Source organism: Coleofasciculus sp. G2-EDA-02 (genome assembly GCF_040226375.1).
GTDB lineage: Bacteria > Cyanobacteriota > Cyanobacteriia > Cyanobacteriales > Coleofasciculaceae > Coleofasciculus.
The window spans coordinates 1-17,362 of the sequence record NZ_JAVKEW010000103.1; the positions used below are offsets into that span (position 1 = coordinate 1).

General features: G+C 45.1%; 16 protein-coding genes and 2 pseudogenes. 13 read left to right on the forward strand and 5 right to left on the reverse strand.

What is annotated here, in order from left to right; all coding sequences use genetic code 11:
* Together RLO19_RS11500 and RLO19_RS11505 are read left to right on the forward strand one after the other, a co-directional pair.
* A pseudogene (locus RLO19_RS11500) lies at positions 1-91 on the forward strand (RRXRR domain-containing protein); the annotation flags it as partial.
* Positions 90-258 (forward strand): annotated as a pseudogene (locus tag RLO19_RS11505) (RRXRR domain-containing protein); the annotation flags it as partial. The pseudogenes RLO19_RS11500 and RLO19_RS11505, both read left to right, overlap by 2 nt.
* A gap of 73 nt (positions 259-331) precedes the next feature.
* Here the strand turns inward: RLO19_RS11505 and RLO19_RS11510 are convergent.
* Positions 332-913, reverse strand: a complete 582-nt coding sequence (locus RLO19_RS11510; RefSeq protein ID WP_446356486.1) for a hypothetical protein — start codon at positions 911-913, stop codon at positions 332-334.
* A gap of 54 nt (positions 914-967) precedes the next feature.
* On the reverse strand, positions 968-1,522 hold the full coding sequence (gene cobU, locus RLO19_RS11515; RefSeq protein ID WP_446356487.1) for a bifunctional adenosylcobinamide kinase/adenosylcobinamide-phosphate guanylyltransferase: 555 nt from the start codon (positions 1,520-1,522) through the stop codon (positions 968-970).
* 443 nt (positions 1,523-1,965) lie between these two features.
* Between cobU and RLO19_RS11520 the strand changes: the two genes are divergently transcribed.
* The 7 genes from RLO19_RS11520 (at position 1,966) to RLO19_RS11550 (ending at position 11,204) form a co-directional block, all read left to right on the forward strand.
* A complete protein-coding gene (locus tag RLO19_RS11520; protein ID WP_446356489.1) occupies positions 1,966-3,378 on the forward strand; it encodes an IS200/IS605 family accessory protein TnpB-related protein in 1,413 nt (470 codons plus the stop codon).
* Between the two features lie 134 nt (positions 3,379-3,512).
* Positions 3,513-4,232 carry a hypothetical protein gene (locus RLO19_RS11525; RefSeq protein WP_446356490.1) on the forward strand — a complete coding sequence of 240 codons (720 nt, stop codon included), beginning with the start codon at positions 3,513-3,515 and terminating at the stop codon, positions 4,230-4,232.
* Positions 4,233-4,632: 400 nt separating this feature from the next.
* Positions 4,633-5,589, forward strand: a complete 957-nt coding sequence (locus RLO19_RS11530; protein ID WP_446356492.1) for a glycosyltransferase family 2 protein — start codon at positions 4,633-4,635, stop codon at positions 5,587-5,589.
* Positions 5,590-5,781: 192 nt separating this feature from the next.
* On the forward strand, positions 5,782-6,390 hold the full coding sequence (gene hpsU / locus RLO19_RS11535) for a hormogonium polysaccharide biosynthesis acetyltransferase HpsU (RefSeq protein WP_446356493.1): 609 nt from the start codon (positions 5,782-5,784) through the stop codon (positions 6,388-6,390).
* 248 nt (positions 6,391-6,638) lie between these two features.
* Positions 6,639-7,376: a hypothetical protein gene (locus RLO19_RS11540; RefSeq protein ID WP_446356495.1), complete on the forward strand. Its 738-nt coding sequence runs from the start codon at positions 6,639-6,641 to the stop codon at positions 7,374-7,376.
* Positions 7,377-7,674: 298 nt separating this feature from the next.
* Positions 7,675-10,740 (forward strand): TIM-barrel domain-containing protein, encoded by a 3,066-nt coding sequence (locus tag RLO19_RS11545; protein ID WP_446356497.1) that lies wholly within the window; start codon positions 7,675-7,677, stop codon positions 10,738-10,740.
* A gap of 89 nt (positions 10,741-10,829) precedes the next feature.
* The gene (locus RLO19_RS11550; RefSeq protein ID WP_446356498.1) at positions 10,830-11,204 is read left to right on the forward strand and encodes a nuclear transport factor 2 family protein; all 375 of its coding nucleotides are present in this window, start codon (positions 10,830-10,832) and stop codon (positions 11,202-11,204) included.
* A gap of 24 nt (positions 11,205-11,228) precedes the next feature.
* On the opposite strand, the gene RLO19_RS11555 is transcribed toward RLO19_RS11550, so the two are convergent.
* Positions 11,229-11,387 (reverse strand): hypothetical protein, encoded by a 159-nt coding sequence (locus tag RLO19_RS11555; protein WP_446356500.1) that lies wholly within the window; start codon positions 11,385-11,387, stop codon positions 11,229-11,231.
* Between RLO19_RS11555 and RLO19_RS11560 the strand changes: the two genes are divergently transcribed.
* Complete coding sequence (locus tag RLO19_RS11560) at positions 11,386-12,030, forward strand: Uma2 family endonuclease (RefSeq protein ID WP_446356502.1); 645 nt, start codon at positions 11,386-11,388, stop codon at positions 12,028-12,030. The two genes, RLO19_RS11555 and RLO19_RS11560, sit on opposite strands and share 2 nt — an antisense overlap.
* Before the next feature lie 19 nt (positions 12,031-12,049).
* Here RLO19_RS11560 and RLO19_RS11565 read toward each other — a convergent pair whose 3' ends face one another.
* Both RLO19_RS11565 and pdxH read right to left on the reverse strand, forming a co-directional pair.
* On the reverse strand, positions 12,050-13,330 hold the full coding sequence (locus tag RLO19_RS11565) for an ABC transporter substrate-binding protein (RefSeq protein WP_446356504.1): 1,281 nt from the start codon (positions 13,328-13,330) through the stop codon (positions 12,050-12,052).
* A 272-nt stretch (positions 13,331-13,602) separates the two neighbouring features.
* On the reverse strand, positions 13,603-14,247 hold the full coding sequence (gene pdxH, locus RLO19_RS11570) for a pyridoxamine 5'-phosphate oxidase (RefSeq protein WP_446356505.1): 645 nt from the start codon (positions 14,245-14,247) through the stop codon (positions 13,603-13,605).
* Between the two features lie 153 nt (positions 14,248-14,400).
* On the opposite strand from pdxH, the gene RLO19_RS11575 reads away from it, so the two are divergent.
* The 3 genes from RLO19_RS11575 (at position 14,401) to RLO19_RS11585 (ending at position 17,202) form a co-directional block, all read left to right on the forward strand.
* The gene (locus RLO19_RS11575) at positions 14,401-14,769 is read left to right on the forward strand and encodes a lipopolysaccharide assembly protein LapA domain-containing protein (protein ID WP_446356507.1); all 369 of its coding nucleotides are present in this window, start codon (positions 14,401-14,403) and stop codon (positions 14,767-14,769) included.
* 87 nt (positions 14,770-14,856) lie between these two features.
* The gene (locus RLO19_RS11580) at positions 14,857-15,654 is read left to right on the forward strand and encodes a segregation/condensation protein A (protein WP_446356509.1); all 798 of its coding nucleotides are present in this window, start codon (positions 14,857-14,859) and stop codon (positions 15,652-15,654) included.
* 384 nt (positions 15,655-16,038) lie between these two features.
* Positions 16,039-17,202 (forward strand): sugar phosphate nucleotidyltransferase, encoded by a 1,164-nt coding sequence (locus tag RLO19_RS11585; RefSeq protein WP_446334438.1) that lies wholly within the window; start codon positions 16,039-16,041, stop codon positions 17,200-17,202.
* Positions 17,203-17,362 lie beyond the last annotated feature (160 nt).

Below are 17,362 nucleotides of genomic sequence, written 5' to 3' on the forward strand. Positions count from 1 at the left end.
AAAATCAGGCAAACCACTAATGCCCACCAAACCTAGCCGTGCTAGACGTTGGCTAAAGGAGGGTAAAGCCAAAGTGGTACACAACGACTTGGTGTTCTGGAGACACCGAGAAACAAGTTTCAGTTAGCGATATTAACTGGAAACGACTAGGGCAATTTAGCGCCAAAAAAGTCCAGTTGTTGCAGCGAAGCACGGGGTTAATCGTCGTGCCTTCACCTGGACCGTTCAAATCTCACCACATTGAGTGGTTCGGTTTGACCTCTATCCCTCCCCAACCTGCTTCGCTGAGGTTGGGGTCTCACGAGGTAAAGCGATGAATTGTGATCCGAATTTACTGGGTATCGGTAGGTTCTGTAGAGGTTTGAGGTAACGGACAACAACAGCGATCGCGCACCAACCGCATATAGTCTTTTTGATGTAACGATTCTGGGAGACGAGAAGATTCTCTTGTCTGATTTTTTGGATCGGGAGAATGATCGCGATCGCCACCCTCTCTATTTTCCCCGTGACGAAGGCGTTGGTGAATCGCACTCAAGCGATTCTGAGTATTGATCGGTTCTCGCGGCGTGGGTAAATCCGTATTGGGCCAATTGGATAAATCGTTACAGGTGCAAGACTCTGGCGGTGATCCCACGTTGAACATAGGAACGGGCATATCACAGCGGGAACAGGGTTCAAGGTCCCACTTTGATGTCAACAATTCAGAAACCGTTTGACTGGTTCCTTTGAGATAACAATCCCCGCTTTCTGGTGAAAGTAGATATTGCCAGAGTTCCTCAAACTCCTGACTATAGCGATCGCCAGCAATGATTCGCTGCGGTTGCAGCACGTTTTCACCATTGCGGACGACAACTTTTTTGCCAACCTGAAACCAATAGGCTAGGTAACGTTTGACTTGCTGTTCAGATGCCATAGAATATATTAGACCTCAGCAGCAATAGCTGCTTTATTATTACCGTCTGTATTTCTATGGTAGCGATTCCCGTGATAGCGGTGATCCCAGGGTGCTGAGATTAAGCACATGACCGCCCGTAACCAAATAAACGGGGTTTGCCATAATACCCAACTGACGCACGACTTGACCGAGGCGATCGCGAAAGGTTCTGCCTATGGGATAAGCCGGAACCACACCCCAACCTGTCTCTTCAGCAACCAGAATTATGGTGGCTGAGGTTTGGCTGACACAGCTTAAGAGGGTATCTGTAGTATCCTGCCAACTAGAATCCTCTTGTTCCAGGCAATTGGCAACCCAGGTTCCCAAAGAGTCAATTAACAGACAGTAATCCTGTTGATCCCACTCCAGAATTGTCTGTGCTAATTCTATTGGTGTCCAGATCAATGTCCACTCGGCAGGGCGTCTCTGTTGATGCTTCTCAATCCGGGCAACCCATTCCAAATCGTTAGGATCAACCTGTGCCGTTGCCACATAAACGACCTGCTTATCCGTCTGTTGGGCTAACTGTTCTGCCCATTCACTTTTTCCAGAACGTGCTGGACCTGTGACCAGGATAAGCTGACCCATGGATAGTATCGTTCCTGCGATCGCTTTCGTCTGCCATAATCAATTTTACTGGACAATGACCAAAAATTGGCGATTTGCCGAATCCATTCCCGGATTGGTTAAAAATTGAACGAAATAGTTGAGCGCGGTCCCCATCTAGAATCTTTGATTTAGATGGGGGAAAGCGAAACGAAGATGATAAGCGGTAGCATCCTTAGTCTGGTTTTTCCTGGTTTTTCACATACTTTAGGAGTTTGTATAGGGTTGCCCCGGCTCCGACTGTAATTAGGGCATAGCTACTAGCCCAAAATATGTTTGGGTGACCAGTAAAACTGTTTGAGATGCTGTTAATAATTAGAGCGAGTCTTAAGCCTTGTTGTGGTCATATAGCTGATTTTGTAACTAAGTTGACAACTAAGCCATTCAATTGTAACATTATATCCATAGAGGCTTAGGTCGAGGCTATGGTCAAGAAAAAGGCTAAAAAGCAATCCAAGCGGAAAAAGACACAAAAAGAGCCAAACATCAGAACCGATGTTTGGCAATTAGTCATGACGCAAGAGCAGCGACGATTAGCAGTCTTGACCGTAGCGGAATATCGACTTTTTCTGAAGCCGTTGGTACTCATTAGCTATTGGAATTGGGGAAATCTCTCTGGGCTAAACAGTTCCGAGAGAGTCAATGCTTTAGAAAAGCTGATTCACAAGACAGTAAACAACCCCAACCCTAAATACTATTGGTACTTCCACAAAGCTATCAGCAATCATCCTTCATTCCGCAAGTTTCCCAGCTACCTAAGACGTGCTGCAATTCAAGATGCACTAGGCATTGTTAGTAGCTTTGTTACTCGTTGGGACGATTGGAAGAGAGGGGAACGGAGGCATCGACACGACAAAGCTCCCAGGTTGACCTCAATGTGCAACAGCTATCCAGCAATGTACAAGGGTCAACAAATTAAGTACCATTCCAACTTCAATATAGTAGAACTAAAAATATGGAATGGTGTTGATTGGGTTTGGATGCAAGGTGTTTCCATCAAAAAGCATGGAAAAAGTCGGCACACCAGGGAAGGAGCAAGACTGTTGTCCCCTGCTCTGATTGCTAATAAGCGAATTGTTCATCTTTCCATGCCTGTTGAGGTTAACCCTCAACCTCTACCTGATTCAGACTATGTTTGTGCTATTGACATTGGCATAAACACAACAGCAACCTGCTCAATAGTTGGCAAGGACGGTACTGTAAAAGCTAGGAAATTTATCAATCCGGCTAGAGACATAGACCGTCGTGACCAACGTAAGCAGCGTATTGCTACTAAGTCCAAACTAACTCGGAAAATCATCAACCAGGATTTGCCTAAGGGCTTCTGCCAAGGTTTGTATCGAAAGTCTAAAAACATCAACAACCACATTGCTCAAACCGTTTCGAGGCAGATTGTTGAGTTTGCCCAAAAACATCATGTTAGCGTGATGGTATTTGAGGACTTGTCGAATTGGAAAGCTAAAGGCGGGAAGCATGGGTCTTTACAGAAACAGCGCTTCCACCAATGGTGCAAGGACAAACTGGTTGAGTTAACTATTCAGAAATTCTCCGAGTTAGGTGGAAAGGTAAACAAAGTCAACGCTAAGTACACCAGTGCTTATGCCTTTGACGGTAGCGGGAAAATTAAGCGGAGTAACAAGAAGTATTCCCAAGCTGTATTTCAGGATGGGAAGCGCTACAACGCCGACTTATCCGCTTCCTACAACATCGGTGCCAGATATTGGTATGCGGTATTAACTAATAGTAAATTTACTAGGGTCTGGGCAGGCAGAAGCTCCTCCCAGACGCTGGGAACGCCAGTGACGCTCAGTACCCTTTGGGAGCTGAGTAAAGCCTAGCATAAGAATCCCCAGCTGGAATTTTTAATTTAGCTGGGGTGCGTTCAATAAGTGGGTGGCAATGTCCCAAAACCAAACCCTAAGGACTTCATCTGCTGCATTAAGCGTGATTTTTGCCCAGTGGCATCAGAAACATGAAACCAGAACTGCAACGGATCGAAAGCACTCTATCTCAGTTAGCCCAGGATGACAAAACCTCATCCACGGCTGTGGCGTCCCCAACAGACTCAACTGACAGCAATTCCCGTGACTCCGCCAAAGGAAAAGAGCCTTCATTTTCGATTAGTGTTACGCCATTCCCGGCTCAAAAACAGCAAAGTAAAACTCCTACACTACCTAAACTTAAATCCGCTAGCTTCAGTGAACATCGCCATAGCGCCAATCCCGCATTGGCAATGAACCTGCTTAAAGAAATTGAAGAGATTGTCTCAGGTTGGCAGAACCAACTGCACAGGATTGTGCGCCAAATTCAAGATATTTATATGGATGGACCCATCGTTGAGGGTTGGTTAGAATCTCATGCCCGTCAACCTGAAGCTGATCACCCAGGAGTACGTCGTGCTGAGGTGGATCGACTCATGGACTACGTAACCCAACCGTGGCATCAATCTGATACTGATACTAATGTCACCTGTGAATCCCCCCGTGCGGGTTATCGCCTTTGTGGTTTGGATACTGATGGGCAGTTTTGGGTGCGTATCTGTCCTGCGGATCAAGTCCCTAGTGTTAGTTTAGCGATCGCGCGTTATCAGAAGCTACGACAGCTACTGAGTCGCAAAAATGATCTGGAAACGCGCCTAAGCCAGCTTGCAGAAACCCTAGCGGTGTTGCATGCTCATCTCGGTAACGATTGAGGGGTTCAACAGAAAGTTGGCAGGTTAGTGAGTGAGGAAGCTATAACATTGATAGAACGTAATGGCACATCTATCACTGTTTCCCATCCCTGATCCAGGTCAAATTCTTTAACTGAGAATTGTACTGTAGCCTATCCCACCAGAAGAAAGACGCTTAAGACGCTAAACTATGGCTATGGATTGGAGCATCTAGCCAAAGGTTCGTTTAGTAAGCTGGGATGGTATGGTCAAGGTGGCAAAATCTCATGCTCCTATCAAGGAATTGGGAAAATGCCACAATTTTCAACATTTATCACAGTTCCACTCGCCCAAACTCGCTCAGGTTTTGAATCCTGTTTATTTTAGGGTTCAAAATGTAAGTCAAACGTTCCCGTTTTTACCGATTAAATATTTTTTAATCATGACCACTACTGATTCTAAAGTTCCCATTTCTGTTCTAATTCCAGCCAAAAACGAAGAAGCTAACCTTCCCGCTTGTCTGGCTAGTGTCGCCCGAGCCGATGAAGTGTTTGTCGTGGATTCTCAAAGTAGCGATCGCTCTATCGAAATTGCCGAAAACGCTGGAGCGAAAGTTGTGCAATTTTATTTCAATGGACATTGGCCCAAAAAGAAAAATTGGAGTTTGGAGAATCTACCCTTTCGCAATGAATGGGTGCTGATTGTAGATTGCGATGAACGCATTCCCCCGGCACTTTGGGATGAAATTGCTACGGCGATTAACGATCCTAACTATGAAGGGTACTATATCAATCGCCGCGTTTATTTCTTAGGCAAGTGGATTCGCCACGGCGGGAAATATCCCGATTGGAATCTGCGCTTGTTTAAACATCAAAAAGGTCGCTACGAAAACCTGGGAACCGAAGGAATCCCCAACACGGGGGATAATGAAGTTCACGAACACGTTATCCTTAAAGGCTTAGTCGGTTATCTCAAAGCGGACATGGATCATATCGATTTCCGAGATATCTACCACTGGCTGGCACGACACAATCGCTATTCCAACTGGGAAGCCCGGGTCTACCTTAATATGCTCACGGGTCATGATGAATCAGGTACGATTGGTGCTAATTTATTTGGTGATGCGGTACAGCGTAAGCGTTTTCTCAGAAAGGTTTGGGTGTGGATGCCATTTAAACCCACCTTGCGGTTCATTATCTTTTATTTTATCCAATTCGGGTTTCTTGATGGTAAGGCAGGTTATATTTACGGGCGTTTGTTGAGTCAATACGAATATCAAATTGGTGTCAAACTCTACGAATTACGCAAGTTTGGCGGTCAGCTGAATCCAGAGGTGGAAACATCAGCCGTTTCATCTGCGAAATCTCCGGCGACTTCTGTGGTTTCTCCCAAGCCCTAATCGACTGTTACAAGGTTCAAATTGCTGATTAATATTTGGTGAAAAGAAATAGGACACAGAAAACTGGCTCAACAGGGAAAATAGGTGATATTAAGGGGTTTTAGCTTGCCACTTTACTGTATTGATTGAACCAGGGAAAAATCCAATAACTGATTAGCCAAGAATCTAAAATCTAAAATGGTATAAGTATCTATGAGCCGAGACTTAGACACCACTGTTCCAGATTTAACCGAACCTCCTGTTTTGGATGACACCCCTTTAGTTGATTTGCGAAAGTATGACCAGTCCAACTTTGACCGGGGGCGTTCAAGCTGGTTTGTTTTACTCTGGTGGTTAGTTCAATCTGTTGCTTTTCCGATAAGTCCTCATAATTTCAATGGCTTTCGTTGCTTTTTGCTGCGGTTATTTGGTGCCAAAATTGGTCAAGGGGTACTCATCCGTCCAACTGCTCGCTTTACCTATCCTTGGAAGGTAGAAATCGGAGACTATAGCTGGATTGGGGATGATGTGGTTTTGTACAGCTTAGAGCAGATTCGCATCGGATGTCATTGTGTGATTTCTCAGAAAAGCTATCTTTGCACCGGAAGTCATGATATTCAAGATTCGGCTTTTGGTCTAAAAACGGCGGGAATTAGCATTGGGAACGGAGTTTGGATTGCTACTGATTGTTTTATTGCTCCCGGTGTCCAAATTGGGGCGAATGCAGTGATTGGCGCCCGCAGTAGTGTTTTTAGTAATATTCCGGCTCAACAGGTGTGTTGGGGTACACCTGCTCATCCCCGTTATCTACGACAGATTTAGTTGATCAACTAAATGCTTGAATACTTTACAGGCTCTCTAGAGTTCAAAAGTACAGGCAATTATTTACTTTATAAATAGTCTCCAATATTGCTATATGAATATAAAATATATGAAGAATATTAAAATTTATTTAGACCGTAGTAATCACTACCTTAATGTGCTAATTGTGTGTATAGTGTAATGAACTAAACCATCCTTGGTTTCACTGAAAGTCGGGTCAAATGCTCTTGTAAATTTATCAAAAATACATGGGAACAAACAAAATCAAGCCCCTTAATTTTTCTGGTACATACATAGATGCGAAGTACGTTGAAAATGTGGAAAATTATCCCATTAACAGGCGTACCATTGTCGTCAACCCAGAAGAATCCGATGCTTACCTGAACGAAACGAGTAGGAGCATTATTCCCGCCTTTTCCTCGACAATCCTCAACGATACCATCATCAAGGAAGCAAAATCGTTGCTGTTGCTTGAAGTGGTAGAGACGAAAAACATCGGCAAGATTGTCTTTGAGTCAGGGTGGGATTTGTTAGGCAACTTCCCTGGTGTAGACTTTCCCAAAGATGTACCTCTGTGGAAGTCCCCCCAAGACGAAGCCGGAATCCTAAAAGTTGATCCTTACTTTATGGCAAGGCAATCGAGTCAGCCTGAGCACCAAGAAAAGTTTTCGGTTAAAGTCAACCTCTGGTATGCCCCTTCTCTTACCGATTGTGCTATCCATAACCAACATGACTTCCTTGAAATTCATACCCAAATCTTTGGACGGGGAAGTATGCAGAAGTTCAAAGAGAATGATTTTAGCACTCTCTATGAAGATCTTTTGATGATTGAGGGATACACCCAGATCATTCCCTTTTGTCAAGTTCACAAACAGCAGAAGTATACCTATCCGTGGCATCAATATTACGCGGATACCGATTGCATCTGGATGGCGATCGAATATCACCCAATTAAAAATAGCCACAAAGTCGGAAAAAGGGAATAATTGGGTTAAGGTATATCGAGAAATTTGAACGGGAAACTATTCCCGGTTTGCTCAGTACCAAAACATCCATATCTAAGTTTTGATTTCATGGCAGTATCCATGAAATAATTCTTAATAGTTCCTTTGTTTTTCGGCTTAAAGCTTTTGGCGATAATTCATTCACCATTAGCGTTTCAAGTTTTTTAATCGTGTTTCCCTCGCGACATTATCTGGGAAGTTCCCATATTTTGTTGCGTGACTCTATTCAGAACAGAATTCAACATTTCTTTAATTATTTTTGCCGAGAGAACGTAACATCATGTCCAACGAAATTTTTCCCAGTCATCGGGTTTACAAATTTCTCAAGGTTGAGGAATATTTTGGTCGTTACAAAGAATGGGACAAACTCGGATCAGCTATCAGTCATTCCTTCGAGGCGACTCTAAACACGTTGAGCCTGACATTCAAGAAGGGGGATGGCAGCGATTGCCTGATGTTAATCCAGATCCTTCAGAATGATACATTGCGGGTGCGCTTCAACCCGAAAAAATCAACGGAGGGGGAATATAGCCTTCTTGACCACTTGCTGGAAAACCGTAACTTTGATGAAACAGACGAAGAGTTAATCAAAAATCTACTCTTTGATATAGATTACACAGAAGGGAACGGTCAGGTTGTTTTGACAACTAAGTCTGAGCATAATCCTGTCGTCATGAAAGTGGTTGTTACCTTGGCGCCCTTTGGCATCAAAGTTTTCAACAACTCCACATCCAATGCCAACTATACAGAAATTCCCGTCTGGCAAACCGCAGAACCGGGAATTTACTATACTCCCAATGGTCCTGATGATTATGCCATCATCCAAGCAGTCAAGAGTCCAGCCGATGCCAAGTATATTGGGTTTGGCGAACAGGGAGGAACCAAACTCAGCAAAAATACCGAGCAGTTGAATTATTTCAACTTCGATAATATGCGGTATCGACAGGTCTATGATCGAGGACCTTTAGATAACCGCGAACCCCTTTACCACTCCGAGCCTTTCTTCTATGAGTTTAATGGTATTCCGGGGAGTAAAAACGTCAATGCAGTTCTCCTGGATAACCCCAGTCAAGTCTTCCTTGATATCAACTATAGCAACTCCAGTCGCTATATGTTGGGCACCCGGTTTAACGACCTTGACTATTACGTCTTTATCGCAGAAGATCCCAAGGATATCTTAGATAGCTTTACCGCCATTGTCGGTCGCGCCGAGTTGAAACCGCGTTACGCTTTAGGATATCACCAAGGGTGCTATGGATACGAATGTGCGGCAGATCTGAAGTGGGCGGTTGACAAACATCGGGACTGGCAGATTCCGCTGGATGGGCTGGCTGTGGATGTGGATCTTCAAGATAACTATCGCACGTTCACGATCAAGCCGAACTACCAAACGAATAAGAACAGCCCCTACGAGCAAACCTTCGGCAATCACAAGGAAATGTTCAGTTACCTGCGATCGCGCGGAGTTAAGTGTAGCACTAATATTACCCCGGTGATTAGCAAACAAGATGAGGGCAACCCAGGTTACTACTCAACCTACAAAGAGGGACTAGACAACGACTACTTTGTCAAAGACCTGCGCTACGATGCGAACAATCCCGACAATTTTCACTACCAAATCTACGGTGGCGGTAATGAATACTCTCCCAATGGTGGGTGGGTTGAAGGTTACAACAGCGGCAAACCTTACATCGGTGAAGTGTACTACGGAAACGATGCCGCTGGCAACGAGCTGGGAAGTCCAGGGCACTACGCCGATTTCGCCCGCCCTGAAGTGCGCGAATGGTGGGGTAAGCAGTATACCTACCTGTTCGAGCAGGGGCTAGAATTTGTCTGGCAGGATATGACCACCCCGGCAATCCGAGACAAACGGGGAGATATGAAAGGCTTCCCCTTCAAGCTCTATATCAACAGCGACTTTCAAGGCACAGTGGAACAAACCACTGTCCTCAAAGCATGGAACGCCTACTCCTACAATCTCCACCGAGCCACCTACGAAGGACTGAATAAACTACCCGGACGGGAGAACAAGCGCAATTTTATCATTGGACGGGGCAGTTATGTGGGTTCTCACCGATATGCTGGCTTGTGGACAGGGGATAACTCCTCTGACTGGGATTTCTTCCAGATGAATATCTCCCAAGTTCTGTCTCTCGGTATGCACGCCTTAGCCATCACCGGGCAAGATATTGGCGGTTTTGAACAGTCAGCCAGTGACGATAAGCAGAAGTGGGCAAGTCCAGAACTGGTGATTCGTTGGACGGCTGCAGGCGCTTTCTTGCCCTGGTTCCGCAATCACTACGTCCGCAAAGGGCGCAAAGAGTTCCAAGAAGTCTTCCAGTATACGGAGTGGTTTGAAACATGGGGTAAGGAGATTCCCGCCCCCCAAGACTTGTACTACATGGTTCCGACAATTTGCCGGCATTATATTCAGCTGCGCTATCGCCTGATGCAGTTGTTCTATGATGCTTTGTTTGAGAATACCCTGGATGGTCTACCGATATGCCGTCCCTTGTTCCTCAACGATCCCCACGACTTATCTCTCTACAACGATAAAGAACAATTCCTCAACGATGAGTTCTTTGTTCGCAAGGATCTACTGATTGCTCCGGTGTTGCACCCACAATCGGAAAATAACAACAATGGTAAGCGGGATGTTTATCTGCCCCAAGGTAGCGACTGGTATGGTTTTGTGAACAACAGTATGCCTTTGGGTTCTGTGGTAGAAGGGGGAACAACGATACGCGATTTTGATGCCAATATCAATCTCAATGGCGATCACATTCACTTTATCGTTCCCATGTATGTCCGCGCAGGGGCAATTATTCCCACCATTGAGCTAGAACAATACGTGGGACAATTGAATGCAGAAGGTAAGCCCAATCCGATTACCCTGAATGTCTATCCTGGGCAGCAAGGGGAATACACCATGTATTTGGATGATGGGGTGAGCCGTTCGTCTGCTCCGAAAGCCGAAGTGGATGACGATAAAGCCAACGATGAATATCGGGCGACCAAAATTACCCACAGCTACACCAGCGAAAAGACGCGGGAGATTAAGGTAGAGCGCATCCACGACGGATATACGCCCCAATACGAGCAGTATTTCTTTGTGGCTCTGTTGCATGATCCAGGGGAGGCAAAGGGAAATTCTGGTCCACTCAAGAGCGTTACCATTGCTGGACAACAGGTAAGTGCAATTACTGGTAACAGCCCAGAGGAACGGGCGCAGCATCTCAATGCTTCTGCCAATAATGCTTGGTATTACAACGAGAATATCAACATCAGTTTCATCAAGGTGTTTGATAATGCCTCGTCGATTACCCTCAAATTGGACTATGTGTAATATCAAGTTCCGTTAGCTATGTAGAGACGTTGCATGCAACGTCTCTACGTCTCACCCATTCAGCGTTCTTAATTGGGCGCAATTGTATTATGAAAACGGATAAAACGACAGAGGAAACGAAAAAGGTGTGGAAACACCACATTGAGGCATGGGATGCAGGCGATCTAGATGAGATTATAGCTGACTATGGCGAAGACTCCATATTGATTTTGAACAATACAGTGTACAAGGGGATTGAAGCAGTACGTGGTGTTTTTGATCGTCTGTTTCAGATATTTAGCAATGGCAAAAACATAATCGATCCTGAAGTGATTGAAGGAGAAGTGATCTACATTACTTGGCACTTTACGCCGACAAATGATGACACTTACTTTGGAACGGACAGCTTTGTTGTCCACAAAAGCATGATTAAATACCAAACCATTGCGTCTCTACTGTATGAAAAATACCCCATAGGTTCTTGATGGAAAAGGTTAACAGTCGGTTGCCTAGCTGTTAGTTCGTGTCTCATTTTTTTCCTGGGAGCATCCCACGCCCCGAAAAAAGCGAAGAGCGATCGCGCCACCCGATGTACCGTAGGCGGCAATAGGCAAGGGGAAGCGGCAAATCCCCAACCCGCGATCGCGAACTCTACCGGAGAAAACCATGCAAGTCCAACTTAAGCAAATAATCCTTCCCCCAGGTCAACAACTTCTGATGACCGATGTCAGTTGGCAAATGTACGAACAACTGCTAGAGGAGTTCGGTGAACAACGGGGTTCGCGGATTAACTATAGTCAAGGACTCTTGGAAATTATGGTGCCTTTACCCGAACATGAAGATGATAAAGTAATGATTGCCGACTTTGTCAAGGTACTCCTAGAAGAACTAGACATAGAATTTAGAAGTTTGGGTTCAACAACCTTTAAAAGTGAAACCATGCAACAAGGGATAGAAGCAGATGATTGCTTCTATATTGAAAACGAAGCAGCAGTGCGTGGGAAAAAACGCATTGATTTAAGCGTAGATCCGCCGCCCGATTTAGCCCTGGAAATTGATCTTACCTCCCGCACTCGATTTAATAACTACGAAGCATTAGGAGTAAGGGAACTGTGGCGGTTTAACGGGACGAAATTAGAAATAAACGTGCTGCAAGAAGGTGAATACATCCAGGTGAGCGAAAGTCCTCATTTTTCGGGATTTTATTTGGGTGAAGCACTCCCCCACTATTTAGAACGGAGTAAAATTGAGGGGCGAAATCAAACGATGAAAGTTTTTCGTGCTTGGGTGAGACAGCGAAAAGAAAACTAAATTAAACAGAAAAATTATATTATTGATCAGACCAACTTTCCTCAATCCTATTCAAAACACCATCCAAATCTTCTCCACCTACATAATCTACAATACCAGTCCAAAACGTACCCGTTCCCACGGCTCCTGGCATCATATCTGAACCGTCGAAGCGCACAACTTTCGCATTGATTAAAATCTCAGCTTGCCGTTTCGTCACCTCATCCGGATAAGCGTCTAAACTCACCTGTTGATGCGGAGAGAGATAACTACCCAAACTTGCCAAGATTTCATGAGGCTGTGATGTTGCTAAATACTCCATTAACTTTCGCGCCTCTGGAGTATCATTAAACATGGCAACGATTTCACCTGATACCAAAACCGGAGCATCAATGTCTTGATTAATCCTGGGAAATGGAAAAACATCAACATCCTTGCCCATCACCACATTATCCGGGAAAAATGCTGTAATAAAGCTACCTTGATGATGCATATAGCAACTGGGTGGCTCTCCAAAAAGACCCTTCGGTGAGTCTCCAAACGGGGTACTCAGCACACCCGTTGTACCCCCAACAACATATTTAGGGTTAAGCGCAATTGTGCCAAATTTTTCAAAAGCTGTCTTAACGGTGGGATGATTGAAGGAAATTTCGCGAGTAATCCACTGATCATAAACATCTGCGCCAGCCGTATGCAGCATGATATCTTCTACCCAATCTGTCCCCACCCAACCTGTAGCACTACCATTCTCCATACCGATGCACCAAGGTACACCACCATCAGCGACAATTTTGTCAGACAATGCAATCATTTCATCCCAGGTTGTCGGGACTTCATACCCCTTAGCTGTAAAAGCGGTTGGGTTATACCAAACTAAGCTTTTGACAAATGCCCTATACCAGATACCATAGATTTTGTTATCAACGCTAGCTAACTTCAACCAATCCTGAGCATAAGCATTGGATAGCTGTGTTGTATCCATAAAGGAATCAATCGCCACCAGGTTTCCTTCTCGAGCAAAGTCAGCCATCAAGCCCGGTTGGGGAAACATGGCAATATCCGGCGCATTACCTGAATCAACCCGCACGGGTAATAGAGTGGCGAACTCATTTGTGCCTTCGTAAATCACCTTAATTCCTGTTTCTTCAGTAAAAGGCGCTAGGGCTTTCTTGAGTTCCTCCTCACCCTTACCTGTAACGACTCCCATAATCGTTACCGTGTCACTTTGAGCCGACTGATTTTGAGCCGGACTACAAGCGGCTAAAAGTATTGATAAACTCAATAGTAAAGTCAGCGTTTGACCAACTTTTGCTGTCAACATTTCTATTTTCTACCAAAGGGGAATAAATTTAATCCACCGATGCACCCCACTGGTTGATTTTTAATAATTAGTTTTCGGCTTGATGTTGCAAAAATCAACATCAACTTTTTACGTCATAGCCCTTCTAAGATAACCTTGATTGTGGCGATCGGCAATAAGTTGTAAATTATAAACTTTTAATGATTAATTTAAAAAAAATTAACAATTCAGCCAATGACGTGGCTGGCTTCTAGCGTTGTGAGTATGACAAATGAAATGACTGACAAATAATTCTAAGGAGATAGGCGTTGTATCAGCCAGTTGCTATCTTCTGTGCGTTGATAGAGCAACCGATCATGTAACCGACTCGGACGCCCCTGCCAAAACTCAATGGTGACAGGAATTAATCGGAATCCTCCCCAGTGAGGTGGACGCGGCAGTGTTTTATGCTCATACTCTTTTTTAAGCTGTTGTAATCGTTGCTCAAGTACCTCGCGGCTGTCAATCAGCTGACTTTGCTCAGATGCCCAAGCACCCAGTTGAGAGTCTTGGGGACGGCTGTGAAAATAAGTGTCTGACTCCTGTGCCGACACCTTTTCAATCTGTCCCTCAATCCGCACTTGTCGTTCTAGCTGAGTCCACCAAAACGCGATCGCGCCCCAAGGATTTGCCAATAACTGTTTTCCCTTGCGACTTTGGTAGTTGGTATAGAAAACAAACCCCCGCTCATCGTAGTCTTTAAGCAGTACCATCCGCGCCGACGGTTTACCATCGGGTGTTGCTGTTGCCAGAGTCATTGCATTGGGTTCTGGTAACTTGGCGGCTACCGCTTGGTCAAACCATAAGGTAAATTGCCCAAATGGATTGGGATGAGCATCTGTTTTACTTAACCCCTGTAGGGTGTACTCTTTCCGCAAATCGGCGATGCTTTTACTCATGTCATTTTGCCTTGGGCGTTATTTCTCGCTCTGGACTTAGGAGGTAAACAGAACACTCAATCCAGGCGCAATACTCATTTTTTGCTCTAGACAAAAGGTTTTAGCGTCTCTTGCTAAAATTGTCAAGACACTGTATAATGGATTACTCAATTTATGCGACAACTAAATTTTCTGCTCATATTTGCTGTGTGTTTAGCGTTAGTTTTATTTAGCTTGCAAAACACTCAGCCTACATCGATTCAAATTATTGAAGGCATTGATGTTGAGGCTCCTCTAGCCCTAGAACTGATTATAGCCATGGGACTAGGTTCTGTGTTGGCATGGCTTTTTAGTGTCTGGACGCAGCTACAGCGACAGCTAGAGTCCTGGAAAGCCGTTCGTCAGATCCGGGCGAAAGAGGAACGCATTGAAGAATTAGAGCAAGACATGGAACGCTACAAGGCAGAAATCGAAGAACATCAGTTACCCGCACTATCGGCATCTGAACCTGTAACTGAAGGTACCATTGTTGAACAAGGGTGAATTATGGGGAAGTGCGAGAGTTTTGAGTTAACTTCCTCATCTCCCCCATCTTCCCCATCTCCCTTGTTCCTACCTGAAAGATTGGTAATGAGACAAACACCTGCGACAGAAGCGATCGCGCTATTAATTGACCTAGCCCAACGGGGAGAAATCGATCCCTGGGATGTTCAGGTGATTGAAGTGATTGATCGCTATTTGAGTAGTCTCCCTTGGGGAGATGATGCCTTGAGTCCCCGTGAGACAGATTTGTCCCAATCCGGACAAGCTTTTTTATGGGCGTCAATGCTTGTCTTACTCAAAGCAGACACTCTACAACGTTTAGAGGAACCCGAGGAACCCGAACAAAACGATACCGAAGCGGAAATCGAACCCACGAGTGAACCGCGCTTACCATTGTATTTGGAACGCCATATCCGTCGTCGCACGGCTGCGCCACCGCCCAAAAAACGCCCCGTCACCCTGAGCGAGTTGATCGAACAATTGCAGCAAATGGCAGATCAACTTGAAGCCACCCCAATACCCATCCGCTCAACCCGCCGACAATCTCTATCACGAGGACAAACGGCACAAGCTATCGCCCATCTAGCTCATGATGAAAATCTCACCGATATTGCTAAACGCTTAGAACAGTTCATTTCCAGTCATTGGCACGAAATAGCCGCCGGAAAAGATTGGCTGAATCTAGAGCAATTGCTAGAGTGGTGGACGGTATCACTAACAGTATCGACAAACGGCAATCGCCCAAGGGCTGTTGATACCACTGAACCTCCAGTCAGCGATAGAGTCGGTGTGTTTTGGGCGCTGCTCCTGTTATCGGCTCAGTCTAAGGTGGAATTATCTCAAGAGGAGTTCTACCAAGACCTAAAAATCCGGACGCTGGAGTAAATCAATCAGGGGTGTTATCTGGGATTACGATTGGCAGCTTAATCGACTGCTCAACACTTGACAGAATGTACCAATACCAGTTCCATGAACCGCTTCTTGCCATTTTGCTTCCTAGCTTTTGGCAAGAGCCTTCAGATACTCATGTATACGGTATGTAGTCTCCTACATACCCACAAAGGTAAGTGGTGCATATTGATTGATTGGGTATCGGTAGTCACTCAAACTTTTGTGAATCTACCCCTTTGTCACCTGATCTGTGTCATTTTTCCCGGTATATAGGATGAGTCTTGACGACGGTTAAACGTCCTTGGAGGGCAACCACTGAGCATCAGACTCAATTGACTAACTTGAAAATTTGTGGCGTAGCTTGAGGAAGATAATATTATGAAAGCCATGATTCTGGCAGCCGGTAAGGGGACGCGGGTTCGCCCCATTACCTATACCATTCCCAAACCATTGATTCCCATCCTGCAAAAACCTGTAATGGAGTTTTTACTGGAACTTCTAAGACAGCATGGTTTTGACCAAGTTGTGGTTAACGTCTCTCACTTAGCCCACGAAATTGAAGGCTACTTCCGAGACGGTCAACGATTTGGTGTTGAAATTACCTATTCATTTGAAGGTCGAATTATCGATGGTCAATTGGTGGGGGAAGCCATGGGTTCTGCGGGTGGCATGCGTAAAATCCAAGACTTTTATCCCTTTTTTGACGACACCTTTGTTGTCCTTTGTGGGGATGCTCTGATTGATCTCGACTTGTCTGCTGCTGTCAAGTGGCATAAAGAAAAAGGTTCTGTGGCTACAATTGTGACCAAACCCGTGCCGCGAGAGCGAGTCTCTAGCTACGGTGTGGTGGTAACTGACGAAAGCGGTCGGATTAAAACTTTCCAGGAAAAACCCTCGGTAGAAGAAGCTCTCAGCACCAATATCAATACGGGCATTTATATTTTTGAACCCGAAGTCTTAGATTATATTCCATCTGGTCAGGAATATGACATCGGTGGCGATTTATTTCCCAAATTAGTGGAGATGGATGCGCCCTTTTATGCCGTATCCATGGATTTTCAGTGGGTGGATATTGGGAAAGTTCCCGACTATTGGCATGCGGTTCGGGGTGTTTTGAGGGGAGACATCAAAAATGTCTCGATTCCCGGTAAGGAAGTGGCTCCCGGTGTTTACACGGGATTAAACGTGGCGGTCAATTGGGACAAAGTTGATGTCACAGGACCGGTTTATATTGGCGGCATGACCCATATTGAAGATGGTGCTAAAATTATTGGTCCATCGATGATTGGTCCCAATTGCTGGATTTGTAAAGGGGCAACTGTTGATAACAGCGTGATCTTTGAATATTCCCGCCTAGGGGCAGGAGTTCGCTTGGTCGATAAGCTAGTCTTTGGACGCTACTGCGTTGATAAAACCGGTGCTACTATCGACGTGCAAGCTGCTGCCCTCGATTGGTTGATTACAGATACCCGCCGTACACCACCATCCCAAGAACCCGAAGAACAGCAAGCTATAGCTGAACTTTTGGGTAACGGTGGTTAGTCGGCAATCTCCCAACCATTCATGTTACTGGTAGGGTTAACTACTGCACGCCTACCCACAGGATCAGGTTTAGGTTTTCCCAAACCTGTGGGTGGGCAATTTGCACGATGTAGCTGGCTGGGAGAGAAGCAATTACTTCCAACCATAAACCATCAACACC